The 21,082-nt window shown below is 41.6% G+C and carries 33 protein-coding genes and 2 pseudogenes; 3 read left to right on the top strand and 32 right to left on the bottom strand.

Features of this window, described 5'->3' with window-relative positions:
- Nucleotides 1-233: pseudogene (locus tag NL42_RS03115) on the bottom strand (hypothetical protein); the annotation flags it as partial.
- Between the two features lie 6 nt (nt 234-239).
- Nucleotides 240-497 (bottom strand): FAD assembly factor SdhE, encoded by a 258-nt coding sequence (locus NL42_RS03110; protein WP_461311715.1) that lies wholly within the window; start codon nt 495-497, stop codon nt 240-242.
- Nucleotides 498-686: 189 nt separating this feature from the next.
- Here NL42_RS03110 and NL42_RS03105 point away from each other — a divergent pair, with 189 nt between their 5' ends.
- Nucleotides 687-1,859, top strand: a complete 1,173-nt coding sequence (locus NL42_RS03105) for an acyl-CoA dehydrogenase family protein (RefSeq protein ID WP_461311714.1) — start codon at nt 687-689, stop codon at nt 1,857-1,859.
- A gap of 51 nt (nt 1,860-1,910) precedes the next feature.
- On the opposite strand, the gene NL42_RS03100 is transcribed toward NL42_RS03105, so the two are convergent.
- The 30 genes and pseudogenes from NL42_RS03100 to NL42_RS02955 all read right to left on the bottom strand — a co-directional run bounded on the left by NL42_RS03100 (nt 1,911) and on the right by NL42_RS02955 (nt 18,122).
- Nucleotides 1,911-3,401 carry a flavin-containing monooxygenase gene (locus tag NL42_RS03100; protein WP_461311713.1) on the bottom strand — a complete coding sequence of 497 codons (1,491 nt, stop codon included), beginning with the start codon at nt 3,399-3,401 and terminating at the stop codon, nt 1,911-1,913.
- 181 nt (nt 3,402-3,582) lie between these two features.
- Complete coding sequence (gene rplQ, locus NL42_RS03095; RefSeq protein ID WP_016140111.1) at nt 3,583-3,960, bottom strand: 50S ribosomal protein L17; 378 nt, start codon at nt 3,958-3,960, stop codon at nt 3,583-3,585.
- 18 nt (nt 3,961-3,978) lie between these two features.
- A complete protein-coding gene (locus NL42_RS03090) occupies nt 3,979-4,986 on the bottom strand; it encodes a DNA-directed RNA polymerase subunit alpha (protein ID WP_003653641.1) in 1,008 nt (335 codons plus the stop codon).
- Nucleotides 4,987-5,003: 17 nt separating this feature from the next.
- Complete coding sequence (rpsD, locus tag NL42_RS03085; RefSeq protein ID WP_005301294.1) at nt 5,004-5,630, bottom strand: 30S ribosomal protein S4; 627 nt, start codon at nt 5,628-5,630, stop codon at nt 5,004-5,006.
- A 12-nt stretch (nt 5,631-5,642) separates the two neighbouring features.
- Nucleotides 5,643-6,029, bottom strand: coding sequence for a 30S ribosomal protein S11 (gene rpsK, locus NL42_RS03080; RefSeq protein WP_001040166.1), 387 nt, complete (start codon nt 6,027-6,029; stop codon nt 5,643-5,645).
- 19 nt (nt 6,030-6,048) lie between these two features.
- Entirely contained in the window at nt 6,049-6,405 is a 357-nt protein-coding gene (gene rpsM, locus NL42_RS03075) for a 30S ribosomal protein S13 (protein WP_003653646.1), read from the bottom strand.
- Nucleotides 6,406-6,510: 105 nt separating this feature from the next.
- Complete coding sequence (rpmJ, locus tag NL42_RS03070) at nt 6,511-6,627, bottom strand: 50S ribosomal protein L36 (protein WP_000867907.1); 117 nt, start codon at nt 6,625-6,627, stop codon at nt 6,511-6,513.
- Nucleotides 6,628-6,647: 20 nt separating this feature from the next.
- Nucleotides 6,648-7,967 carry a preprotein translocase subunit SecY gene (secY, locus tag NL42_RS03065; protein WP_171293583.1) on the bottom strand — a complete coding sequence of 440 codons (1,320 nt, stop codon included), beginning with the start codon at nt 7,965-7,967 and terminating at the stop codon, nt 6,648-6,650.
- 45 nt (nt 7,968-8,012) lie between these two features.
- On the bottom strand, nt 8,013-8,453 hold the full coding sequence (rplO, locus tag NL42_RS03060) for a 50S ribosomal protein L15 (protein ID WP_003653650.1): 441 nt from the start codon (nt 8,451-8,453) through the stop codon (nt 8,013-8,015).
- A gap of 3 nt (nt 8,454-8,456) precedes the next feature.
- On the bottom strand, nt 8,457-8,633 hold the full coding sequence (gene rpmD / locus NL42_RS03055) for a 50S ribosomal protein L30 (protein WP_003653652.1): 177 nt from the start codon (nt 8,631-8,633) through the stop codon (nt 8,457-8,459).
- A gap of 6 nt (nt 8,634-8,639) precedes the next feature.
- Complete coding sequence (gene rpsE, locus NL42_RS03050) at nt 8,640-9,137, bottom strand: 30S ribosomal protein S5 (protein WP_003653653.1); 498 nt, start codon at nt 9,135-9,137, stop codon at nt 8,640-8,642.
- Between the two features lie 2 nt (nt 9,138-9,139).
- On the bottom strand, nt 9,140-9,490 hold the full coding sequence (rplR, locus tag NL42_RS03045) for a 50S ribosomal protein L18 (RefSeq protein ID WP_003653654.1): 351 nt from the start codon (nt 9,488-9,490) through the stop codon (nt 9,140-9,142).
- A gap of 14 nt (nt 9,491-9,504) precedes the next feature.
- On the bottom strand, nt 9,505-10,038 hold the full coding sequence (gene rplF / locus NL42_RS03040) for a 50S ribosomal protein L6 (RefSeq protein ID WP_003653655.1): 534 nt from the start codon (nt 10,036-10,038) through the stop codon (nt 9,505-9,507).
- 13 nt (nt 10,039-10,051) lie between these two features.
- Entirely contained in the window at nt 10,052-10,447 is a 396-nt protein-coding gene (gene rpsH, locus NL42_RS03035) for a 30S ribosomal protein S8 (protein ID WP_005038490.1), read from the bottom strand.
- An 11-nt stretch (nt 10,448-10,458) separates the two neighbouring features.
- On the bottom strand, nt 10,459-10,764 hold the full coding sequence (gene rpsN, locus NL42_RS03030) for a 30S ribosomal protein S14 (RefSeq protein WP_016140109.1): 306 nt from the start codon (nt 10,762-10,764) through the stop codon (nt 10,459-10,461).
- A gap of 9 nt (nt 10,765-10,773) precedes the next feature.
- Nucleotides 10,774-11,310: a 50S ribosomal protein L5 gene (gene rplE, locus NL42_RS03025; protein WP_003653658.1), complete on the bottom strand. Its 537-nt coding sequence runs from the start codon at nt 11,308-11,310 to the stop codon at nt 10,774-10,776.
- Between the two features lie 15 nt (nt 11,311-11,325).
- Nucleotides 11,326-11,643 carry a 50S ribosomal protein L24 gene (rplX, locus tag NL42_RS03020; RefSeq protein WP_002116820.1) on the bottom strand — a complete coding sequence of 106 codons (318 nt, stop codon included), beginning with the start codon at nt 11,641-11,643 and terminating at the stop codon, nt 11,326-11,328.
- Between the two features lie 9 nt (nt 11,644-11,652).
- Nucleotides 11,653-12,021 (bottom strand): 50S ribosomal protein L14, encoded by a 369-nt coding sequence (gene rplN / locus NL42_RS03015; protein ID WP_001982634.1) that lies wholly within the window; start codon nt 12,019-12,021, stop codon nt 11,653-11,655.
- Nucleotides 12,022-12,113: 92 nt separating this feature from the next.
- On the bottom strand, nt 12,114-12,371 hold the full coding sequence (gene rpsQ, locus NL42_RS03010) for a 30S ribosomal protein S17 (protein WP_001291845.1): 258 nt from the start codon (nt 12,369-12,371) through the stop codon (nt 12,114-12,116).
- Complete coding sequence (gene rpmC / locus NL42_RS03005) at nt 12,368-12,565, bottom strand: 50S ribosomal protein L29 (protein ID WP_000849928.1); 198 nt, start codon at nt 12,563-12,565, stop codon at nt 12,368-12,370. Before rpmC ends, rpsQ begins: the two co-directional genes overlap by 4 nt.
- The gene (gene rplP, locus NL42_RS03000) at nt 12,565-12,978 is read right to left on the bottom strand and encodes a 50S ribosomal protein L16 (RefSeq protein ID WP_002049688.1); all 414 of its coding nucleotides are present in this window, start codon (nt 12,976-12,978) and stop codon (nt 12,565-12,567) included. The genes rpmC and rplP overlap by 1 nt, the downstream gene beginning before the upstream one ends.
- Nucleotides 12,918-13,734 (bottom strand): annotated as a pseudogene (rpsC, locus tag NL42_RS02995) (30S ribosomal protein S3). Before rpsC ends, rplP begins: the two are co-directional and overlap by 61 nt.
- A 1-nt stretch (nt 13,735) precedes the next feature.
- Nucleotides 13,736-14,065 carry a 50S ribosomal protein L22 gene (rplV, locus tag NL42_RS02990; protein ID WP_004639524.1) on the bottom strand — a complete coding sequence of 110 codons (330 nt, stop codon included), beginning with the start codon at nt 14,063-14,065 and terminating at the stop codon, nt 13,736-13,738.
- A gap of 11 nt (nt 14,066-14,076) precedes the next feature.
- Nucleotides 14,077-14,352 carry a 30S ribosomal protein S19 gene (rpsS, locus tag NL42_RS02985; protein ID WP_001138119.1) on the bottom strand — a complete coding sequence of 92 codons (276 nt, stop codon included), beginning with the start codon at nt 14,350-14,352 and terminating at the stop codon, nt 14,077-14,079.
- Between the two features lie 13 nt (nt 14,353-14,365).
- Nucleotides 14,366-15,190, bottom strand: coding sequence for a 50S ribosomal protein L2 (gene rplB, locus NL42_RS02980; RefSeq protein WP_004789629.1), 825 nt, complete (start codon nt 15,188-15,190; stop codon nt 14,366-14,368).
- Between the two features lie 11 nt (nt 15,191-15,201).
- The gene (rplW, locus tag NL42_RS02975; RefSeq protein ID WP_003653662.1) at nt 15,202-15,522 is read right to left on the bottom strand and encodes a 50S ribosomal protein L23; all 321 of its coding nucleotides are present in this window, start codon (nt 15,520-15,522) and stop codon (nt 15,202-15,204) included.
- Nucleotides 15,519-16,121, bottom strand: a complete 603-nt coding sequence (gene rplD / locus NL42_RS02970) for a 50S ribosomal protein L4 (protein ID WP_003653663.1) — start codon at nt 16,119-16,121, stop codon at nt 15,519-15,521. The genes rplW and rplD overlap by 4 nt, the downstream gene beginning before the upstream one ends.
- An 11-nt stretch (nt 16,122-16,132) precedes the next feature.
- Nucleotides 16,133-16,771 (bottom strand): 50S ribosomal protein L3, encoded by a 639-nt coding sequence (gene rplC, locus NL42_RS02965; protein ID WP_004639526.1) that lies wholly within the window; start codon nt 16,769-16,771, stop codon nt 16,133-16,135.
- Nucleotides 16,772-16,829: 58 nt separating this feature from the next.
- The gene (gene rpsJ, locus NL42_RS02960; RefSeq protein WP_000070912.1) at nt 16,830-17,141 is read right to left on the bottom strand and encodes a 30S ribosomal protein S10; all 312 of its coding nucleotides are present in this window, start codon (nt 17,139-17,141) and stop codon (nt 16,830-16,832) included.
- A gap of 252 nt (nt 17,142-17,393) precedes the next feature.
- On the bottom strand, nt 17,394-18,122 hold the full coding sequence (locus NL42_RS02955; RefSeq protein ID WP_336166997.1) for a type 1 glutamine amidotransferase: 729 nt from the start codon (nt 18,120-18,122) through the stop codon (nt 17,394-17,396).
- 168 nt (nt 18,123-18,290) lie between these two features.
- Here NL42_RS02955 and NL42_RS02950 point away from each other — a divergent pair, with 168 nt between their 5' ends.
- Nucleotides 18,291-19,481: a PLP-dependent transferase gene (locus NL42_RS02950; RefSeq protein WP_461311712.1), complete on the top strand. Its 1,191-nt coding sequence runs from the start codon at nt 18,291-18,293 to the stop codon at nt 19,479-19,481.
- 42 nt (nt 19,482-19,523) lie between these two features.
- Nucleotides 19,524-21,071: a helicase HerA-like domain-containing protein gene (locus NL42_RS02945; protein ID WP_461311711.1), complete on the top strand. Its 1,548-nt coding sequence runs from the start codon at nt 19,524-19,526 to the stop codon at nt 21,069-21,071.
- The last annotated feature ends 11 nt before the right edge of the window (nt 21,072-21,082 follow it).

Here is a 21,082-nt window from a genome sequence, read left to right as displayed (position 1 = left end):
TTTTGTGAGGAGTATGCAATTGACCAAGATTTTTGGTCTAAATATGCAATTTGAGAAATTCGTGATTGTCTTAAAAACAATAGAAAACTAATAGTGAAAAGGATGAGAGCTACCAACCACCAAATGGGTGATAACAATTGATAAAGTAGGATGGCTAAACTCAAGCCAATAAAAAGCTGAAATATAGTCGAGAAACGACTATATTTCAGCTCAAAATTCAATTCTTTTATCAAAACAGTTTAGCCATGTACGTGCTGTTTTAATTTATAAATAAATTCACGTAACTCTGTACGTGGAGGTTCAGAGACTTCCATGAACCAATCTAGTAAATCTGGATCTTCCTGTTCAACTAACTCTGCAAATAAAGCCTTCTCTGCCGGATCTGCTTGTAAATAATAGTTTTTTACATAAGGGTCAAAATAGACGTCAATTTCTTTTAAGCCGCGGCGTGCTCGATAAATTACTTTACGTTCTTCCAAGGTCATTTCGACAGACATTTATTTCCCCATCTGCGTTGATAGTGCGCCTAGTTTACCTGATCACATTCCAAAGATCGCTAAAAATATCAAATTGACCAAATTTATCATCTTGTACTCATAATTGAGCATTCATCACATTGTTACTCAACAAATGCTTCCGTATGTTTAGGGTTATAACATCACACCTGAACCAAGGAAGAAATACAAATGCAATCTGGTGCTATCCGTCCTATTCCAAATATGTTACCGAGACAATTATTCAATGAAGAGCATGAAGCTTTCCGTGAAACAGTGCGTAAATTCTATGAAAAAGAAGTCGTTCCCAATATTGAAAAATATGAAAAACAACAACATGTTGATCGAGACCTTTGGAATAAGGCCGGAGAATTAGGTCTTCTTTGTACCACAATGCCAGAGCAATATGGTGGGTCTGGAGTAGACCGTTTGTACAGCATGATCTTAATTGAAGAACAAGCTTATGCTATGGACTCTAGTACGGGCTTCTCTTTGCATTCAGATATTGTTGCCAATTATGTAAATAACTTCGGTAATGAAGAGCAAAAACAAAAGTGGCTACCCAAAATGGCAACAGGAGAAGTGGTTACAGCTATTGCTATGACTGAGCCTGGTACTGGTTCTGATTTACAAGCAGTGAGAACCACCGCCGTACCTGATGTTGATGATTATGTCATTAATGGTTCTAAAATTTTCATTACGAATGGCTACTTATGTGACATGGTCGTAGTCGTTTGTAAAACTGGCAATAACGACAAAGGCTCAGCGAATTTATCACTTATTATTGTTGAAGCAGACCGAGCTGGCTTTAGCAAAGGTAAACCTCTTAATAAAATTGGAATGAAAGGCCAAGATACGTGCGAATTATTTTTTGATAACGTTCGTGTTCCTAAAGAGAATCTCTTAGGTATGGAAGGCATGGGCTTTATCATGCTCATGAAAGAGTTAGCTTGGGAACGAATGCTAGTGGCTATTATTTGTCAGGCAGGCGCTGAAGCTGCATTTGCACATACTGTCCAATATACAAAAGACCGTAAAGCATTTGGCAAACCTGTTAGTGCATTTCAAAATACGCGTTTTAAACTTGCTGAACTGAGAACAGAAATAGATTTCTGCCGTACCTATCTAGATCGTTGTATGGAATTACAACTTGAAGAAAAATTGAGTGTGGAAGCTGCCGCAGCTGCTAAATATAAAATTTCAGACATGTTCTCAAAAGTTGTAGATGATTGTCTTCAATTACATGGCGGTTATGGTTACATGCTTGAATATCCAATTGCGCGTGCCTACATAGATCACCGAGCAAATCGAATTTATGCCGGTACCAATGAAATTATGAAAGAATTAATCTCTAGAACACTTTAATAACTTCATTATAAAAGGGGCATTACGCCCCTTTTATTTATCTAATATCTATTAAGATACCAGTTTTGGTTTACGCTCATTCGTTTCTGAACGTTTATGAAAATGTAAAACACCATCTTCAAATTTTGAATTTTTTAGTGACTTTCTATCTTCTAAATAGTTATTAGTCACTTGCCATGGAGCATGCTTACCTTGTTTTGGAAGTTCATGTGCCGCACGGCTAATATAACCTGAAGACAGTTTACCCATCACAGTATCTTCTTCCATTTCAGTTTTATCACCAGACGGAACTACTTCATCATAACTATTTTTGTCCATATAGTTTAACAAGCGACAAATATATTCCGCAGCGATATCAACCTTAAGGGTCCATGATGCATTTACATAGCCAATAATCATGGCCATATTTGGTACATCACTCAACATAACGCCGTTATAAAGCATATGTTCAGATGAATTAAGAGCTTTGCCATCAATAGTAGCCTGAACCCCACCCATAATTTGAACTTGCAAACCAGTTGCAGAAATCACAATATCCGCATCAAGATGTTTACCAGATTTAAGTAAAATACCTTTTTCAGTAAATTTCTCAACTTGATCTGTTTCTACACTCGCTTTGCCTTCACGCAAAATCTTAAATAAGTCACCATCAGGCACTACACATAGACGTTGATCCCAAGGATTGTATGAAGGTGTAAAATGCTTCATATCAACTTTACCCTTTAATTGCACTTCAATTGCTTTTAAGAGTAAACGACGTACAGTCTTTGGATGTTTCTGTGATAATGCATAAATCGCACGCTGCATACCAATATTACGTGCACGAGTAAATTTATAAGCTGCTTCTTCAGACATAAATCTACGTGTTTTTTCATAAATGAAGTCGATAGACGGTACACTAGCAATATACGTAGGTGAACGCTGCAACATGGTTACATGACCCGCACCACCTTTCGCCATTGCTGGTACTAAAGTAATTGCGGTTGCGCCACTACCAATAATAACGACTTTTTTACCTGTATAATCTAAATTTTCAGGCCAATGCTGTGGGTGAATAAGTTGCCCTTTAAATGCTTCTTGATTTGGGAAAGAAGGGGCATATCCTTGATCATAATTATAATAACCAGTACACCCTACAACAAAATTAGCAATCCAAGTCTGTTGTTTTTTCTTGCCATCTTCAATTACAACTTGCCATTTCTTTGATTCAGAATCGTAATTAGCAGAAAGCACACGATGACCAAAGTGAATTTTTTCTTTTAACTTATATTCATCAATTACTTCGCCTAAGTACCCTTTAATAGAAGCACCATCAGCTAATACATTCGCTTTACACCATGGCTTAAAATTAAAGCCAAATGTCGACATATCTGAGTCTGAACGAATACCTGGATAACGGAAAAGATCCCATGTTCCACCAAAAGATTCACGACGCTCTAAAATTTCAAATTGGCGTTGTGGAGAATTTTTTGACAAATGGGCAGCAATTCCAATTCCTGAAATACCTGCGCCAATAATTAAAATATCAACTTGCTTTTCCATTTTATTTTTATACCCATTGTTGAGAATATGAGTTTATTAAAGCACAATTTTGACAATACACAATGTCAAGTTTGACCGTTTATCCGTTTTTTTATGTCACTTGGGGACATTTTTATATTTTTATCAATTAATAAGAATAAAAAAGACCGGTATAAAACCGGTCTTTTTTGAATAAAATCAATTATTCAGCTGAAGTTGTCACTTCACGATCTACAAGCTCAACGTAAGCCATCGGTGCTGCATCACCAGCACGGAAGCCCGCTTTAAGAACACGTAGATAACCGCCGTTACGTTCTTTGTAACGAGGGCCAAGTACTGTAAATAATTTACCTACAGTTGCAGCATTACGAGTACGAGCAAATGCTAAACGACGATTTGCTACAGTATCGTTTTTTGCTAGAGTGATTAAAGGCTCAGCAACACGACGTAATTCTTTAGCTTTAGGCACAGTTGTTTTGATCAACTCGTGTTCAAATAAAGAATTAGCCATGTTTTGGAACATCGCTTTACGATGGCTGCTTGTACGGCCTAATTTCACACCACTATTACGATGACGCATGGTGATAGTCCTACTTAATTAACGGCTACGATAGGCAAAACGGTCGTCCATACGAAGACTAGCTGGTGGCCAGTTTTCAAGACGCATACCGAGTTGTAAGCCTTTCGATGCCAAAACATCTTTGATCTCTGTTAACGATTTTTTACCAAGGTTAGGAGTTTTTAACAACTCAACTTCAGTACGTTGAACAAGATCACCAATGTAGTAAATATTTTCTGCTTTCAAACAGTTAGCAGAACGAACAGTAAGCTCTAGATCATCTACTGGGCGAAGCAAGATTGGGTCAACTTCTTCACGAGGCTCTTGAGCAACTGGAGTTTGGTCTTTCTGAAGATCAACAAAAATTGCAATTTGTTGTTGCAAAATTGTTGCCGCTTTGCGGATTGCTTCTTCAGGATCAACCGTTCCATTTGTCTCAAGGTCGATTACCAGTTTATCTAAATCGGTACGTTGTTCTACACGCGCATTTTCAACGGTGTAAGAAACACGCTTAATCGGGCTATAAGAAGCATCTAATTGCAAACGACCAACAGGACGTGTTTCACCTTCAGGGAAACGAGAATCAGATGTTTCATAACCACGACCTTGAGCAACCTTCAAGCGCATTTTTAATGAGCCTGAAGCACTCAAAGTACCAATTAAATGTTCTGGGTTAACCACTTCAACATTATGAGGTAAACGAAGATCAGCAGCAGTAATTTCGCCAGGACCTTGTTTCTCTAATGTTAAATATGCTTCATTTTGATCGAACAGCTTAATAGACAATCCTTTTAGGTTCAGCAAGAGCTCGACGATGTCCTGCTGCAAGCCTTCTAAAGTACTGTACTCGTGCTCGACACCTTCTATCTCAACTTCAACCACAGCAGCGCCAGGTAAAGAAGACAATAGAATGCGACGTAAAGCATTACCTAGAGTGTGGCCAAAACCACGCTCTAAAGGTTCTAGAATCACTTTTGCCGAGGTCCCGCTAACCGCTTCGACCTTGATCGCTTGCGGAGTTAGAAACTCGTTTGCAGTACGCGTCATTATTGCTACCTCAAGGATTATTTAGAATACAATTCTACAATCAAGCTTTCATTGATTTCAGCAGGTAAATCAGCACGATCTGGTGCAGCTTTAAACGTACCTTCAAGCTTAGAATGATCAACATCGATCCAAGCTGGAATACCACGTTGTGCAGCTAACTCAATCGCGTTTTTAATACGCAATTGTTGTTTAGCACCTTCGTGAACCGCAATTACATCACCAGCTTTAACTTGAATAGATGCGATGTTTACACGACGACCATTCAAAGTAATGCTACGGTGACTTACTAACTGACGAGCTTCTGCACGTGTAGAACCAAAACCCATGCGATAAACAACGTTATCAAGACGGCTTTCAAGCAATTTCAACAAGTTCTCACCTGTTGCGCCTTTAACACGAGCTGCTTCTTTATAGTAGTTACTAAATTGACGTTCTAACACACCGTAAATACGACGGACTTTTTGTTTTTCACGTAATTGTAGTGAATACTCAGATTGCTTACCACCGCGTGCCTGACCATGTTGACCAGGTGCTTTGTTAGCTTTTTTAGTTTTGACGTCAAAAGGTTTAACGCCAGATTTAAGTTGCAGGTCTGTCCCTTCGCGGCGAGAGAGTTTGCATTTTGGACCAATATAACGAGCCATGAATGTTTCTCCTTACACGCGACGTTTTTTAGGTGGACGGCAACCGTTGTGAGGAATTGGCGTCACATCGGTAATGCTGTTAATTTTATAACCCACTGCGCCTAATGCACGAACCGCAGACTCACGACCTGGACCAGGACCTTTTACAAGGACATCCAGATTTTTCAAACCGTAATCTAAAGCTGCTTTACCAGCAACTTCAGCAGCTACCTGAGCAGCAAACGGAGTTGATTTACGTGAACCACGGAAGCCTTGTCCACCAGAGGTAGCCCAAGCCAATGCATTACCTTGACGATCAGTAATCGTAACAATGGTGTTATTAAAAGAAGCGTGAATGTGTGCAACACCTTCAGAGACGGTACGGGTGACCTTCTTGCGTGTGCGAGTATCTTTAGCCATCTTTTAGCTTCCAGAAATCTTACTTTTTAATCGGTTTGCGCGGACCTTTACGGGTACGTGCGTTAGTTTTGGTGCGTTGACCACGGACAGGCAAGCTGCGACGATGGCGAAGGCCGCGATAGCAACCCAAATCCATTAAACGTTTAATGTTCATGGAAATTTCGCGACGTAAGTCACCTTCGGTAGGAACCTTAGCAACTTCTGCACGAATCGCATCAAGCTGAGCATCGTCCAACTCACGGATCTTAGTAGTTTCAGTAATACCAACTGCTGTTAAGATATTCTTAGCAGTATGGCGACCGACACCAAAGATGTAAGTGAGGGAGATAACAGCATGCTTGTTATCCGGAATGTTTACACCGGCAATACGAGCCATTCACTTTCTCCAAAAAGGCAGTAGAGATAATCAACCGCCCCACAAAATCTTGAGGGGCGGATATTAACCCAATTCGCCTACTGAAATCAACAGGTCTTGATTAGATTAACCTTGACGCTGCTTATGACGAGGTTCTGCGCTACAAATTACGCGAATAACCCCATTACGACGGATAACTTTACAGCTACCACAAATTTTCTTTACAGAAGCTTGTACTTTCATGATGAAACCTCTAAGTGCGCTTATCCCTTAGGATGAGCAGTCGTTTTTCTCATTAATGTTTGATTATCATATTGATGAGATGTTAAGTGCGCTTGTAGCTGAGCCATAAAGTCCATAACAACGACAACTACGATTAGTAATGATGTACCACCCAAAGAAAATGGGATTCCAAAAGAACTTTGTAGAATCATTGGCATTAAACAAATGACCGTAATATAAATCGCACCAATAAACGTCAAACGATTAAGAATATGATCTAAGTAACGAGCAGTTTGCTCACCTGGGCGAATACCAGGCACATAAGCTCCGCTGCGTTTTAGATTTTCTGATACTTCCTTAGGGCTAAATACTAAAGCCGTATAAAAGTAACAGAAAAAGATAATTAACGCACCAAAGAGCACCAAATACAAAGGCTGTCCAGGCGACAATACTAAAGCTAAATCTTGTAAGCTACGCTTAATTAATCCAGCATTTGCATCTGCACTTCCTACCCATTGACCAAGACTCGCTGGGAACAATAGTAAAGAACTTGCAAAAATCGCAGGAATCACACCAGCCATATTAATTTTCAATGGCAAATGTGTCTGCTGTGCTGTAAATATACGACGACCTTGCTGCTTTTGTGCATAGTTTACTGGAATACGACGTTGTGCTTTTTCAATAAACACAATCGCAGCCAACACACCTACAGACAAAAGACCAAAGATCACAAGACCAATTAAGCTTGTCTGACCATTATCTACTGATGAAACTGATTGCATAATTAATTTAGGCAAACCAGAGACAATACCAGCAAAAATAATCATTGAGATACCGTTACCAATACCTCTTTCAGTGATTTGTTCACCTAGCCACATTAAGAACATAGTTCCAGCGACAAGTGATGTAACTGCTGGTACGTAAAACTCAAGACCAACTGACAGAGTAATACCCTGACCAATCAAACCTGCGCACATACCAACCGCCTGAACCACTGCAAGCAATAATGTACCCTGACGCGTATACTGATTAATTTTACGCTTACCTTGCTCACCTTCCTTTTTCAAGGCTTCTAGTGAAGGAATTACCGTAGACATTAACTGCACAATAATTGACGCAGAAATGTAAGGCATAATTCCTAAAGCAAGAATAGACATTCGCTCTAAAGCACCGCCAGAAAACATATTGAATAGCCCAAGAATAGTTCCTTGGTTCGCATGAAATAAATTTTCTAACGCAGCATTATTAATGCCTGGTACTGGAATATGCGCTCCTAGTCGAAAGACCAGCAATGCACCGATTAGAAAACTCATCCGGCGAATAATTTCACGATATTTCACGTGAAATGGCTGACCTTTCATCATGTTGACATGACCTGAAGAACTAGGAGACATAGACACTCGAGATTACTCCTCGACTTTGCCGCCAGCTGCTTCAATCGCAGCTTTAGCGCCTTTAGTCAATGCAACACCTTGAACAGTGAATGCACGAGTGATTTCACCAGAAAGTACGATACGAGCACGAATTTGGTCACGACGAACAACATTCGCAGCTTTCAAAGTTTCTAGGCTAACGATGTCGCCTTCAACTTTGCTTAACTCAGATAAACGTACTTCAGCAGTTTTTAAAGCGATTTGGCTAGTGAAACCGAATTTAGGTAAACGACGATAAATCGCTGTTTGACCGCCTTCAAAGCCTGGACGAACGCCACCACTTTTACGTGATTTTTGACCTTTGACACCACGGCCACCGGTCTTACCAACGCCAGAACCGATACCACGGCCTAAACGACGGTTTTCACGTTTTGCACCTTCTGCAGGCGCAAGCTCATTTAAACGCAGAGTCATGGCTTATTCCTCTACACTAACCATATAGTAGACTTTGTTGACCATACCACGGTTAGAAGGCGTATCTTGCACTTCTACAGTATGACCAATACGACGCAGACCTAAACCTTGTAAGCAAAGCTTGTGATTTTTCAAGCGATGTGAAGAAGATTTAGTCTGGGTAACTTTAATCGTTTTCATGATTGATTACCCTTGAATTTCTGCTACTGATTTACCACGTTTCGCAGCGACTTTCTCAGGAGAAGTCATATCACGCAAACCTTTGAAAGTTGCGTTTACTACGTTTGCAGCATTAGTAGAACCATAACATTTAGCAAGTACGTTATGCACGCCTGCAGCTTCTAGAACGGCACGCATTGCGCCACCAGCGATTACGCCAGTACCTTCAGAGGCAGGTTGCATATATACACGGCTTGCACCATGACGAGCATTCACAGGGTGTTGTAAAGTAGTACCAGCAAGGTCTACAGTAATCATGTTGCGACGTGCAGCTTCAAGTGCTTTAGAAATAGCAGCTGGAACTTCACGTGCTTTACCACGACCAAAACCAACACGACCATTACCATCACCCACAACAGTTAATGCTGTGAAAGAGAAGATACGACCGCCCTTGACAACTTTGGCTACACGATCAACGGCAACCAGCTTTTCAACAAGACCTTCGTTTTGTTCAACTTTAGCCATGATTAGAACTCCAAGCCGTTTTCACGAGCAGCATCAGCCAAGGCTTTGATACGACCATGATATTTAAAACCAGAACGGTCAAATGCAACTTTAGTTACACCAGCTGCTTTCGCGCGCTCTGCGATTAAAGCACCTACTTTAGTAGCAGCATCTACATTACCTGTAGTACCGCTACGTAAAGATGCATCCAAAGTTGAAGCTTGTGCTAAAACTTTGCCACCATCTGCTGAAATAACTTGAGCATAGATGTGACGCGGAGTGCGGTTTACACACAAACGAGTCGCACCCAATGCACGGATGTGCAAGCGTGTGCTTTTCGCACGACGCAAACGGGTTTGTTTCTTTTCGTTCATAAGAACCTCGCGCCTTATTTCTTCTTAGCTTCTTTACGAAGAATGACTTCATCCGAATAACGAACACCTTTACCTTTATATGGTTCAGGAGAACGATACGCACGGATTTCTGCCGCTACTTGACCTAACAACTGCTTGTTTGCTGATTTCAAAATGATTTCAGTTGCAGTTGGAGTTTCCGCTGTTACACTTTCAGGTAAAGCGTAGTCAATTGGGTGTGAAAAACCAAGGTTAAGGTTTACAACAGTACCCTTAACCGCAGCTTTATAACCAACACCAACTAGCTGCAACTTACGTTCGAAGCCTTCGCTAACCCCTTTTACAAGGTTATTCAATACAGCGCGAGCAGTACCAGCTTGCATCCAAGCATCTTTCGATTCTTTAACTGGAGCAAGTTGAAGTTTACCTTCTTCCTGTTTTAGCTCGACCAGCGCATGCAGGTTGAAAGACAACGTACCTTTGCTGCCTTTCACTTCGACCTGCCGGCCGTTCTGAGTAACTGTTACACCATTCGGTACAGTTACTGGGGCTTTAGCCACACGAGACATGAGGAATCACCTATTAAGAAACAAAAGCAATAACTTCACCACCAACGCCCGCAGCACGTGCAGCGCGATCAGTCATGATGCCTTTGCTTGTAGAAACAATTGCAATACCTAAACCTTGCTTAACGCTTGGAAGTTTATCTTTACCGCGGTATTGGCGAAGACCTGGACGGCTTACGCGCTTAACCACTTCGATAACTGGTTTGCCTTCGAAATATTTTAAAGTAATTGTCAAAGTAGATTTTGTCTCTTCTTGAGCAACTTCTACATTTGAAATATAACCTTCTTGTTGAAGAACGTTTGCAATTGCAACTTTCAACTTAGAAGAAGGCATAGAAACAGTTTGTTTCTTAGCCATTTGTGCGTTACGAACACGTGTTAGCATGTCGGCAACGGTATCTTGCATACTCATTTAGTCGCTCCTTACCAGCTTGCCTTAACAACGCCTGGTACATCACCCTGCATTACTGTTTCACGTAATTTGTTACGGCTTAAACCGAACTTACGGAAGTAACCATGAGGACGACCAGTTAAACCACAACGGTTACGAAGACGCACCGGAGATGCATTACGTGGCAATGCCTGTAACTTTAACGTCGCTTCGAAACGCTCTTCTTCACTTGCGTTTACGTTTGCAATAGTAGCTTTTAATTCAGCACGTTTTGCAGCGTATTTCGCAACTGTTTTTTCGCGTTTCAATTCGCGATTAATCATACCTTTCTTAGCCATATCGACCTCTTATTTGAACGGGAAGCCGAATGCACGCATAAGCGCACGGCCTTCGTCATCGGTGCGAGCAGTCGTAGTAATAGTAATATCCATACCACGAATACGATCAATCTTATCGAAATCGATTTCAGGGAAAACGATTTGCTCTTTCAAACCCATTGAGTAGTTACCACGACCATCAAATGATTTCGAAGAGAAACCACGGAAGTCACGGATACGAGGGATTGCGATTGAGATCAAACGATCCAAGAATTCGTACATTTGGTCGCCACGTAAAGTAACTTTACAACCAATCGGCCATCCATCACGGATTTTAAAACCTGCGATAGATTTACGAGCAAGTGTAATTACTGGTTTTTGACCAGCAATTAACTGCATGTCGACTACAGCACCATCTAATAATTTCTTATCAGTTGCAGCTGCGCCTACACCCATGTTTAGGGTGATTTTTGTGATGCGTGGAATTTCCATCACGTTCTTAACGCTAAGTTCTTCTTTTAACTTTGCTTTAAGTTCATCATTGTAACGTGCTTTAAGTCTGGCCATCGCCTATTCAACCTATTACTTCGCTACCGCCACTGATTCACCATTTGATTTATAAACGCGAGTTTTCACGCCATCAATCACTTGGTAACCAACACGGTCAGCCTTCTGGGTTGTAGCATTTAAAATTGCCACGTTTGAAATATGAAGCGAAGCTTCTTGAGTAACAATACCGCCTTCAGCGCCAGTTACACGATTCGGCTTTTGATGCTTCTTCACTAAGTTAAGGCCTTCAACCTTAACGCGGTCTTCAGAAACAGACAATACAGTACCCTGTTTGCCTTTTTCTTTACCTGCGATCACGATAACTTGATCGCCTTTTTTAATCTTAGCCATGATTGCCTCTTATAGAACTTCAGGAGCCAATGAAATGATTTTCATGAACTGTTCAGTACGAAGTTCACGAGTCACTGGTCCGAAGATACGAGTAGCAATCGGAGCTTTGTTGTTGTTCAGGATAACTGCAGCATTATCATCAAAACGGATCACAGAACCATCTGGACGACGAATGCCGAATTTAGTACGAACTACAACCGCATTCATCACGTCACCTTTTTTAACACGTGCGCGTGGGATTGCTTCTTTTACAGTAACTTTAATAATGTCGCCAACAGAAGCATAACGACGATGTGAACCACCAAGTACTTTAATACATTGTACGCGGCGAGCACCACTGTTGTCTGCTACGTCGAGCATAGTTTCGGTTTGAATCATTGCCCTACTCCAAAACCGAGCATCACCGGTCACAATTTCGAAAGGCTCAAAGAGTACTCGAAATTGACCGATGATGCAACAAGAACGTCGAATTACTCAGCAGCTGCTTCAACTACTTCCACTAAAGTCCAAGCTTTAGTTTTAGAAATTGGGCGGCTTTCTTTGATTGTCACAACATCACCAATTTTAGCGACGTTATTCTCATCATGAGCGTGTAACTTAGTTGAACGGCGAATTGACTTGCCATACAACGGGTGTTGAACGCGGCGTTCAATAAGAACAACAATAGATTTATCCATTTTGTCACTTACGACTTTGCCGGTTAACGTGCGGACTGTTTTTTCACTCATTGTCCGTTCCCCTGTTTTTCGGTAAGGAGTGTCTTAATACGAGCAATTGTCTTACGAGCAACTTGCACTTCGTGCGATTTACCCAACTGACCAGTTGCTTTCGCCATACGAAGACGGAATTGGTTAAGCTGTTGCTCATCAAGCAAAGCTTTCAACTCTTCTACCGACTTTTCACGTAAATCTTTAGTTTTCATTACATTACCGTCCGAGTCACGATAGTGGTTTTAAACGGAAGTTTAGCAGCAGCTAAAGCAAATGCTTCACGCGCTAATTCTTCGTTCACACCTTCAATTTCGTACAGGATCTTGCCTGGTTGGATCTGGCAAACCCAGTATTCCACGCTACCCTTACCTTTACCCATACGCACTTCAAGAGGCTTTTGAGTAATCGGCTTATCCGGGAATACGCGAATAAAGATTTTACCACCACGCTTAATACGGCGGCTAATAGTACGACGTGCAGCTTCAATCTGACGCGCAGTCATACGACCACGTTCAGTTGCTTTAATTGCAATCGAACCAAATGATACTGTACTACCACGATGCGCTAGACCAGTATTACGGCCTTTGTGCACCTTACGGAATTTGGTACGTTTAGGTTGCAACATGGATTATTCTCCCTTGTCAGCAGCACGGTCACCGCGACGACCACGACGCTCTTGACCTTCACCACGACCACGACCACGTTTAGCTGGACGATCTTCAGCAGGAGCTGGGTTCATGACTTGTTTCATGCCACCTAAAATCTCACCACGGAAAATCCAAACTTTAACACCAATCGTACCGTAAGTTGTTTCTGCACGCACAGTAGCATAGTCAATGTCTGCACGTAATGTATGTAAAGGTACACGACCTTCACGATACCATTCTGTACGAGCAATCTCTGCACCACCTAAACGGCCAGACACTTCAACTTTGATACCTTTAGCACCAGCACGCATAGTGTTTTGAACCGCACGCTTCATAGCACGACGGAACATTACACGCTTTTCTAATTGAGAAGCGATTGCTTCAGCAACTAAACGCGCATCTAAGTCTGGGCGATCAATTTCATTGATACTTACTTGCGCAGGAACACCCATAATGCTGGTAAGTTCGCGCTGTAATTTCTCAATATCTTCGCCTTTTTTACCGATTACGATACCAGGACGAGCTGTGCTAATAGTTACTTTAGCAGCGCCTGATGGACGTTCGATAAGAATGTTGCTGATCATCGCATTCTTAAGTTTTTTAGTTAAAAACTCACGAACTTGAAGATCTTTAAGCAAGTATTCAGCGTATTGTTTCGGACTCGCATACCAGTTAGCGTTATGACGTTTCACAACACCTAGGCGGATACCGATTGGATGAACCTTCTGACCCATATCAAACCCCTACCTTAACGGTGATGTGACAAGTACGCTTCGTAATACGATCTGCACGGCCTTTAGCACGTGGCATAATACGTTTAAGGCTAACACCTTCATCAACGTAAATCGTAGAAACTTTAAGATCGTCAACATCTAAACTGTTATTGTGTTCAGCGTTTGCAATCGCAGATTCCAATGCTTTTTTTACTAAAACAGCAGCTTTTTTATTGCTGAAGTTTAAGATATTTAAAGCATGCGCAACAGATTTGCCGCGAATAAGATCTGCAACCAAACGTGCCTTTTGTGCCGAGATAGCGGCACCGCGTAATTTAGCAGTTACTTCCATCATGACACCTATTAACGTTTAGACTTCTTGTCAACACCGTGACCACGATAGGTACGAGTTGGCGCGAATTCACCGAGTTTATGACCAACCATATGCTCAGTAACAATTACTGGAACGTGATTACGACCATTATGAACAGAAATTGTTAAACCAACAAAATCCGGAAGGATCATCGAACGACGAGACCAAGTTTTAATCGGCTTGCGAGAGTTACTAGCAACAGCCGCTTCAACCTTAGCGAACAAGTGCGCATCGACGAATGGGCCTTTTTTCAGAGAACGAGGCATTAGTCAGATTCCTTTACTTGACGCGACGGTCGCGAATAATCATCTTAGTCGTACGCTTATTGGTACGTGTCTTGTACCCTTTAGCTTTTTGACCCCATGGGCTTACAGGTTGAATACCTTTATTACGCCCTTCACCACCACCGTGCGGGTGATCAACTGGGTTCATCGCCATACCACGTACGGTAGGACGAACACCACGCCAGCGCGCAGCACCAGCTTTACCCAATGAACGAAGGTTGTTTTCTTGGTTAGAAACTTCACCAATTACAGCGCGGCATTCAACATGAATTTTACGCATTTCGCCTGAACGAAGACGAACAATCGCGTAAGAACCATCACGACCCAACAACTGAACAGAAGCACCAGCAGAACGCGCTAATTGCGCACCCTTACCAATTTTAAGTTCAACGTTATGAAGTGTAGAACCGATAGGCATGTTACGAAGTGGCAAGCAGTTACCTGGACGAATTGGAGCATCGTTACCAGATTGTACTTTATCGCCAGCACGTAAGCCTTTAGGTGCAATGATATAACGACGCTCACCATCAGCATATTTCAATAAAGCAATATGTGCTGTACGGTTAGGATCGTATTCAATGCGCTCTACAACAGCTGGGATGCTGTCTTTATTACGTTTAAAGTCAACGATACGATAGTGTTGCTTATGACCACCACCAACGTGACGAGTTGTAATGTGACCGTTATTATTACGACCACCAGTACGTTTTTTTGCTTCAACCAACGGTGAGTAAGGCGCGCCTTTGTGAAGGTGATCATGAACCACTTTCTCTACAAAGCGACGTCCTGGAGACGTTGGCTTACATTTTTGAATCGGCATAATTTTCGTCCTTATTCCGCTGCGCTTTCAGCGGTATCGCCCAAGTCAGCCATTTCAACATCTTGGCCGGCTTTCAGGGTGACGTATGCTTTTTTAACATCAGAACGACGTCCTAATGTTTTACCAAAGCGCTTAGTTTTACCTTTAGTAATAGTAGTGTTAACTTTAACAACTTCTACACCAAAAAGTTTTTCAACTGCTTTTTTAACTTCAAGTTTAGTAGCATTGATATCTACTTTAAAAACTTGAACGCCAACAGTATCACCTAAAACTTGTGCCTTTTCTGAGAAGACTGGTCCTTTAAGGACTTGATAGATACGTTCGTTGTTCATCCGAGTTCTACCTCAATTTTCTTAGCAGCAGCTACAGACATCACAACTTTATCAAACGCGATCAAGCTTACAGGATCGATTGCAGTTGCATCCACCACATCTACATGCGGAAGGTTGCGTGCTGCAAGATATAAGTTCTCATCTACAGCTTCAGTAACGATCAATGCACGAGCGGCATTTAAATCGCCAAGCTTAGCAAGCAATTCTTTAGTTTTTGGAGCTGCAATAGCAAACTCTTCAACTAATACAAGACGATCTTGGCGAACAAGTTCAGCTAAGATACATTGCATTGCACCGCGGTACATTTTGCGGTTTACTTTTTGAGACCAATCTTGTGGACGAGCAGCAAAAGTTTTACCGCCACCAACCCAGATAGGGCTACGAGTAGAACCCGCACGAGCACGACCAGTACCTTTTTGACGGAATGGTTTTTTACCACCGCCAGAAACGTCTGCACGTGACTTCTGAGCACGAGTACCTTGACGACCACCTGCTAAATAAGCAGTAACAACTTGGTGTACAAGAGCTTCGTTAAATTCACGTCCGAAAGCAACTTCAGACAATTCAACAGCAGAGCCGGAAACAGTTTTCAAATTCACGGTATTTCCCCTCAGGCCTTGATGGTAGGACGTACGATCACGTCACCGCCAGTTGAACCAGGAATTGCACCTTTAACAACTAAAACAGAACGTTCAGCGTCAATAGATACGATTTCAAGACCTTGTACTGTTACGCGTTCATCACCTAAGTGACCAGCCATTTTTTTGCCTTTGAACACGCGACCAGGAGTTTGGTTTTGACCTGTAGAACCTAATACACGGTGAGAAACTGAGTTACCGTGAGTAGCGTCTTGGGTACGGAAGTTCCAACGCTTAACACCACCTTGGAAACCTTTACCTTTTGATTGACCAGTTACGTCAACAACTTGACCAACTGTGAACAAATCAACACCAATAGTACCGCCAACTTCACGACCTTCAAGCTCAGCTTCAGTAACACGGAACTCTTTAACCAAACGACCAGCAGCAACACCAGCTTTCGCAAAGTGACCTTTCTGAGCGTTAGTTACGCGAGATTCGCGACGTTCACCAGTAGTTACTTGAACAGCTTGATAACCATCAGTTTCAAGTGTTTTGATTTGCGTAATGCGGTTTGGATCGACTTCGATGACTGTAACAGGTACAGAAACACCTGCATCTGTAAAGATGCGAGTCATACCACATTTGCGACCGACTAAACCAATAGCCATGTGCATAAACCTCTAAAAAAGCGGCCTAATTAACTTGAAAGTTAATCAACCGAAAGCCTTAACCCAAAGCGATCTGAACATCAACACCAGCCGCAAGATCTAATTTCATCAATGCATCAACAGTTTTATCTGTAGGTTGAACGATGTCGATCAAACGTTTATAGGTGCGGATTTCGTACTGATCACGCGCATCTTTGTTAACGTGCGGTGAAGTAAGAACGTTGAAGCGTTCGATGCGAGTAGGCATCGGAATTGGACCACAAACTTGTGCGCCAGTACGCTTAGCGGTTTCTACGATCTCTTGAGCAGATTGATCAATCAGACGATGATCAAAAGACTTCAAACGGATACGAATTCTCTGGTTAGACATACCAGTAAACTCCAAGCCAAACATATAAAGAATCACCCTTGACGCATCTCACCTATCGGTAAGTGTCAAAGGCAGTGAAAATCACTAAGGTCATGATCGATGCCACGACTGTAATGCACATTTACCACTTTCTTCGCAGCAAATGCCCCTCCTCTTGAGGGTCGCTCATTATAACGATTGTTTAAGTCTTATGCAATTCTCTTTTTCTATTTTCTCTATAAAACCTACTTTAATCGAGCATTGAGAGTTCATCTAGGCACTTATTACAAATTCAATCGCTTTATTTAGGAGTTGATTACCTTGCTCAAATTTTTGTGCTTCGGAATAGTGTAGTTCACGCGTAGATTGAACATATTCTCCATCAAAAATAGATAACTCTTCTTCATCTTCAAGTAAAAGCGCTAAAGTTGCTGGGGTCATCTCTGGATGGAACTGAAAACCCAGCACATTTTTTCCAATCTGATACATCTGATTGCGGCAAGCCGGACTTTGAGCCAAGTGTATAGCGCCTTTAGGTATTTCAAAGGTCTCACTATGCCACTGCATAACCTTTATTTTCTCTGGTAATGGAAAACTTTCTTGAGGTAAATTTGCCACTCGCTGAACAGTTGACCATCCAAGCTCCTGATAGCGATTACGACTCACCGCCGCACCCAACGCATTAGCAATTAACTGCCCTCCCAAGCAAAGACCAATAGCTGGTTTTCCTGCTGCTAAGTAACGGCGCAACCACCTCTTTTCTATTTTGAGCCATGGAAAATTCGCCTCATCATTTACACTCATGGTTCCACCCATGACCAATAACAAATCAACCTCTTCAATTTGGGGTAAAGCTTCTATTTCGAGGGACCGATCAACTGGAAGTGCAAAAAACTCTGTAGAGCTAATTGTCGCGTGGTGAGCTTTCAAAAATGAATAACAACTCCCAAAACCCTCACCCGCGATATGTTGAAAATAGTGAACACGTAAATGCGACTTCATGCGCTTAAACCTATTGTTGTTAGAATGTTGTAGTGGTCTTTGCAAAAATAAAGCCAAGTTTTTATTTTATGAGTCTACTGTAACGAAACGTCTTATAAAACTTCGTAAATCTAGCGAAGAATCTAAATTTCTCTTAATCTAACTTTATTATCTAAAATGCAACGCACTATGAAAAAGCATAACGACTTCCAGACTCGCCTCATTCATGCCCCAAGAAAGGCTCCGCAATTTATTGAAACAGTCCAACCACCCTTATTTCGTGCATCCACTATTATTTTTAAATCGACTTCGCACCTTTTTGACCGCCATTGGACGGACGATTACGACTATAGTTATGGAACGCATGGCACCCCCACCACCTTCACCTTAGGCGACAATATTGCGCAAATTGAAGGTGGGTTGCATTGTTTGCTTGCACCAAGTGGCTTATCAGCAATTAATGTTGTGAATTCAGCATTTTTAAGCACTCATGATGAAGTATGGGTACCAGACAACATTTATGGACCAAACCTTGAGCATTTAAATCATCTGCAAAATCAATATGGCGTTATTGTTAAAGTATATAACCCGATTGATGCTTCAAGTTTTCAACCAACTGAAAGAAGTAAACTATTGTGGTTAGAGGCAGCAGGCTCAGTTACTCTAGAATTTCCTGATCTTAAGAATCTAGTCAAAAAAGCCAAAAAACACGGTGTATTAACAGCCCTAGATAACACTTGGGGAGCTGGGCTTGCGTTTAATGCTTTTAATTTTTCTGATGAACATCTATCAGTCGATTTAACCGTTCATGCGCTCACCAAATATCCGAGCGGTGGCGGTGACATTTTAATGGGCAGCATTGTAACTCGTAATGATAAACTCCATCATCGCCTGTTCCGTACACATGCCACTTTAGGTATTGCTGTTTCAGGAGATGATGCAGCTCAAATTCAACGCAGTCTTGCTCATATGTCTTTACGCTATGAACAACAGTCAGCCAATGCCCAAACTTTACTTAAGTGGCTAAAAGACCAACCTCAATTTGCACAAGTGCTACACCCAAGTGATAGCACTGCCCCTGGCCATCAATATTGGCAAGAAATCTGCACAGATGGTCAAAGTGCTGGTCTAGTCAGTGTTATTTTCAAACCTGAATATGACATTACAGCAGTACGTCGTTTCTGCGATGCATTAGCATTATTTAAGCTCGGTTTTAGCTGGGGAGGACCAGTTAGCTTAATCATGCTTTATGATTTAAAAATGATGAGAAAACTTGAGAATACACATTTACAACAAGGATTATTGGTTCGCTTCTGTATAGGACTAGAAGATCCGCAAGATTTAATACAAGATATCGAAAATGCACTAAAACATCTGTAAAACGACAACATTATAGTGACTCGAACCAAAGGATAAAAATATATGGGTACACCGATTGTTATTGCTAAAAATATTAATGACACGTCAAAAGAAATTGTTTTACTTTCCCAGTTTGCCAACCGCCACGGACTTATTGCAGGCGCCACGGGTACAGGTAAAACAGTTACGTTAAAAGTTCTAGCAGAGAGTTTCTCTCGAATTGGTGTACCGGTATTTCTTGCCGATGCTAAAGGTGATGTTTCAAGTCTCGCAAAAGCGGGAGAAGCTTCAGATAAATTTAATGAACGACTAAAGCTTTTGCAGATTGATAGCGCTCCTTTCGCAGCCAATCCCGTCGTTTTTTGGGATCTATTCGGCCAACAAGGCCACCCTATTCGTACCACCATTTCTGAGATTGGGCCAATTTTGCTGGCTCGCATGCTCAACTTAAACGATACACAAGAAGGCGTTTTGGCAGCAGTTTTCCGTATTGCCGATGACCAAGGTTTACTATTAGTAGATTTTAAAGATTTAAAAGCCATGATCACTTTTGTGAGTGAACATGCAGCCGAGTTTAAAGCAGAATATGGCAATTTATCTCCAGCGAGCTTAGGCGCTATTCAGCGCAATTTACTAGCCCTTGCCGACCAAGGTGGAGAGCAATTTTTTGGTGAACCTGCTTTAAATATTTTAGATTTTATTCAAACCGATGCAAATGGGCATGGCTACATTAATATTCTTGCGGCTGACAAGCTCATGAATACACCTAAGCTATATGCCACTTTCCTTTTATGGATGCTTTCAGAACTATTTGAACAACTTCCAGAAGTTGGTGACATAGATAAACCTAAGCTTGTGTTTTTCTTTGATGAAGCACACTTACTGTTTGACAATGCCAGCCAAGCACTCCAAGACAAGATTGAACAAGTTGTACGCTTAATTCGCTCTAAAGGTATTGGCATCTATTTTATTACTCAGAACCCACTCGATTTACCAGAAAGTGTTCTTGGTCAGCTTGGTAATCGCGTTCAACATGCCCTACGTGCATTTACACCTAAAGACCAAAAAGCAGTAAAAACTGCAGCTGATACTTTCCGTGCCAATCCAGGATTTAAAGTTGATGAAGCAATTACCGAACTTGGTGTCGGTGAAGCACTCATTAGCTGTCTTGATGAACAAGGAACACCACAAATTGTAGAACGTGGCTGGGTAATGCCTCCTTACTCTTCATTTACACCCATTACTCCAGAAGAGCGTCAAGCTTTAATCTCACAAAGTATTATTGCTGGCATTTATGAACAGGCTGTAGACCGTGATAGCGCCTATGAAATGCTACAAAGTAAAGTCGCTGAACGAGAACAGCAACAACAAAATACTGAACTTGCCAAGCAGCAACAAAAAGAGCAAGAAACTTTAGCCAAACAACAAGCAAAGGAACAAGAACGTTTAGCACGCGAGCAACTAAAAGAAGAAGAACGAGCAGCACGTGAACGAGCTAAGCTTACGCAAGATATTGTTGGTACTTTTGCAAAAAGTGCTGCACGAAGTTTAGGAGGAAGTACAGGCCAAAAATTAGTGAGAGGTCTGCTTGGTTCACTTTTTGGCAAGTAATTTTCTTAGAG

The sequence above is a fragment of the Acinetobacter sp. GN11 genome, assembly GCF_054823985.1.
Note: the sequence above shows the minus strand (reverse complement) of the source record. Positions and strands in the feature narration are given on the sequence as shown.

What these genes read in the sequence shown, in the direction of transcription:
- rpmD (WP_003653652.1), bottom strand. Translation starts at nt 8,633, where the DNA reads ATGAAAACGATTAAAGTTACCCAGACTAAATCTTCTTCACATCGCTTG.
- rpsS (WP_001138119.1), bottom strand. Translation starts at nt 14,352, where the DNA reads ATGCCTCGTTCTCTGAAAAAAGGCCCATTCGTCGATGCGCACTTGTTC.
- rplP (WP_002049688.1), bottom strand. Translation starts at nt 12,978, where the DNA reads ATGTTGCAACCTAAACGTACCAAATTCCGTAAGGTGCACAAAGGCCGT.
- rpsK (WP_001040166.1), bottom strand. Translation starts at nt 6,029, where the DNA reads ATGGCTAAAGATACTCGCACACGCAAGAAGGTCACCCGTACCGTCTCT.
- rpsQ (WP_001291845.1), bottom strand. Translation starts at nt 12,371, where the DNA reads ATGAGTGAAAAAACAGTCCGCACGTTAACCGGCAAAGTCGTAAGTGAC.
- rplN (WP_001982634.1), bottom strand. Translation starts at nt 12,021, where the DNA reads ATGATTCAAACCGAAACTATGCTCGACGTAGCAGACAACAGTGGTGCT.
- rpsJ (WP_000070912.1), bottom strand. Translation starts at nt 17,141, where the DNA reads ATGTCTAACCAGAGAATTCGTATCCGTTTGAAGTCTTTTGATCATCGT.
- rpsD (WP_005301294.1), bottom strand. Translation starts at nt 5,630, where the DNA reads ATGGCTCGTTATATTGGTCCAAAATGCAAACTCTCTCGCCGCGAAGGG.
- NL42_RS03110 (WP_461311715.1), bottom strand. Translation starts at nt 497, where the DNA reads ATGTCTGTCGAAATGACCTTGGAAGAACGTAAAGTAATTTATCGAGCA.
- rplR (WP_003653654.1), bottom strand. Translation starts at nt 9,490, where the DNA reads ATGAACGAAAAGAAACAAACCCGTTTGCGTCGTGCGAAAAGCACACGC.
- NL42_RS02950 (WP_461311712.1), top strand. Translation starts at nt 18,291, where the DNA reads ATGAAAAAGCATAACGACTTCCAGACTCGCCTCATTCATGCCCCAAGA.
- NL42_RS02955 (WP_336166997.1), bottom strand. Translation starts at nt 18,122, where the DNA reads ATGAAGTCGCATTTACGTGTTCACTATTTTCAACATATCGCGGGTGAG.
- NL42_RS03105 (WP_461311714.1), top strand. Translation starts at nt 687, where the DNA reads ATGCAATCTGGTGCTATCCGTCCTATTCCAAATATGTTACCGAGACAA.
- NL42_RS03100 (WP_461311713.1), bottom strand. Translation starts at nt 3,401, where the DNA reads ATGGAAAAGCAAGTTGATATTTTAATTATTGGCGCAGGTATTTCAGGA.
- NL42_RS03090 (WP_003653641.1), bottom strand. Translation starts at nt 4,986, where the DNA reads ATGACGCGTACTGCAAACGAGTTTCTAACTCCGCAAGCGATCAAGGTC.
- rpsM (WP_003653646.1), bottom strand. Translation starts at nt 6,405, where the DNA reads ATGGCTCGTATTGCCGGTGTAAACATTCCGGATAACAAGCATGCTGTT.
- rplW (WP_003653662.1), bottom strand. Translation starts at nt 15,522, where the DNA reads ATGAACAACGAACGTATCTATCAAGTCCTTAAAGGACCAGTCTTCTCA.
- rpsH (WP_005038490.1), bottom strand. Translation starts at nt 10,447, where the DNA reads ATGAGTATGCAAGATACCGTTGCCGACATGCTAACACGTGTTCGTAAC.
- rplQ (WP_016140111.1), bottom strand. Translation starts at nt 3,960, where the DNA reads ATGCGTCATCGTAATAGTGGTGTGAAATTAGGCCGTACAAGCAGCCAT.
- rpsE (WP_003653653.1), bottom strand. Translation starts at nt 9,137, where the DNA reads ATGGCTAAAGTTGAACAAAACGAAGGTCTTGTTGAAAAGCTGGTTGCC.
- rplE (WP_003653658.1), bottom strand. Translation starts at nt 11,310, where the DNA reads ATGGCCAGACTTAAAGCACGTTACAATGATGAACTTAAAGCAAAGTTA.
- rplC (WP_004639526.1), bottom strand. Translation starts at nt 16,771, where the DNA reads ATGGCTATTGGTTTAGTCGGTCGCAAATGTGGTATGACTCGCATCTTT.
- rplX (WP_002116820.1), bottom strand. Translation starts at nt 11,643, where the DNA reads ATGGCTAAGATTAAAAAAGGCGATCAAGTTATCGTGATCGCAGGTAAA.
- rpsN (WP_016140109.1), bottom strand. Translation starts at nt 10,764, where the DNA reads ATGGCTAAGAAAGGTATGATTAATCGCGAATTGAAACGCGAAAAAACA.
- rplO (WP_003653650.1), bottom strand. Translation starts at nt 8,453, where the DNA reads ATGACTCTGCGTTTAAATGAGCTTGCGCCTGCAGAAGGTGCAAAACGT.
- NL42_RS02945 (WP_461311711.1), top strand. Translation starts at nt 19,524, where the DNA reads ATGGGTACACCGATTGTTATTGCTAAAAATATTAATGACACGTCAAAA.
- rplF (WP_003653655.1), bottom strand. Translation starts at nt 10,038, where the DNA reads ATGTCTCGTGTGGCTAAAGCCCCAGTAACTGTACCGAATGGTGTAACA.
- rpmJ (WP_000867907.1), bottom strand. Translation starts at nt 6,627, where the DNA reads ATGAAAGTACAAGCTTCTGTAAAGAAAATTTGTGGTAGCTGTAAAGTT.
- rplB (WP_004789629.1), bottom strand. Translation starts at nt 15,190, where the DNA reads ATGCCGATTCAAAAATGTAAGCCAACGTCTCCAGGACGTCGCTTTGTA.
- rpmC (WP_000849928.1), bottom strand. Translation starts at nt 12,565, where the DNA reads ATGAAAACTAAAGATTTACGTGAAAAGTCGGTAGAAGAGTTGAAAGCT.
- rplV (WP_004639524.1), bottom strand. Translation starts at nt 14,065, where the DNA reads ATGGAAGTAACTGCTAAATTACGCGGTGCCGCTATCTCGGCACAAAAG.
- secY (WP_171293583.1), bottom strand. Translation starts at nt 7,967, where the DNA reads ATGAAAGGTCAGCCATTTCACGTGAAATATCGTGAAATTATTCGCCGG.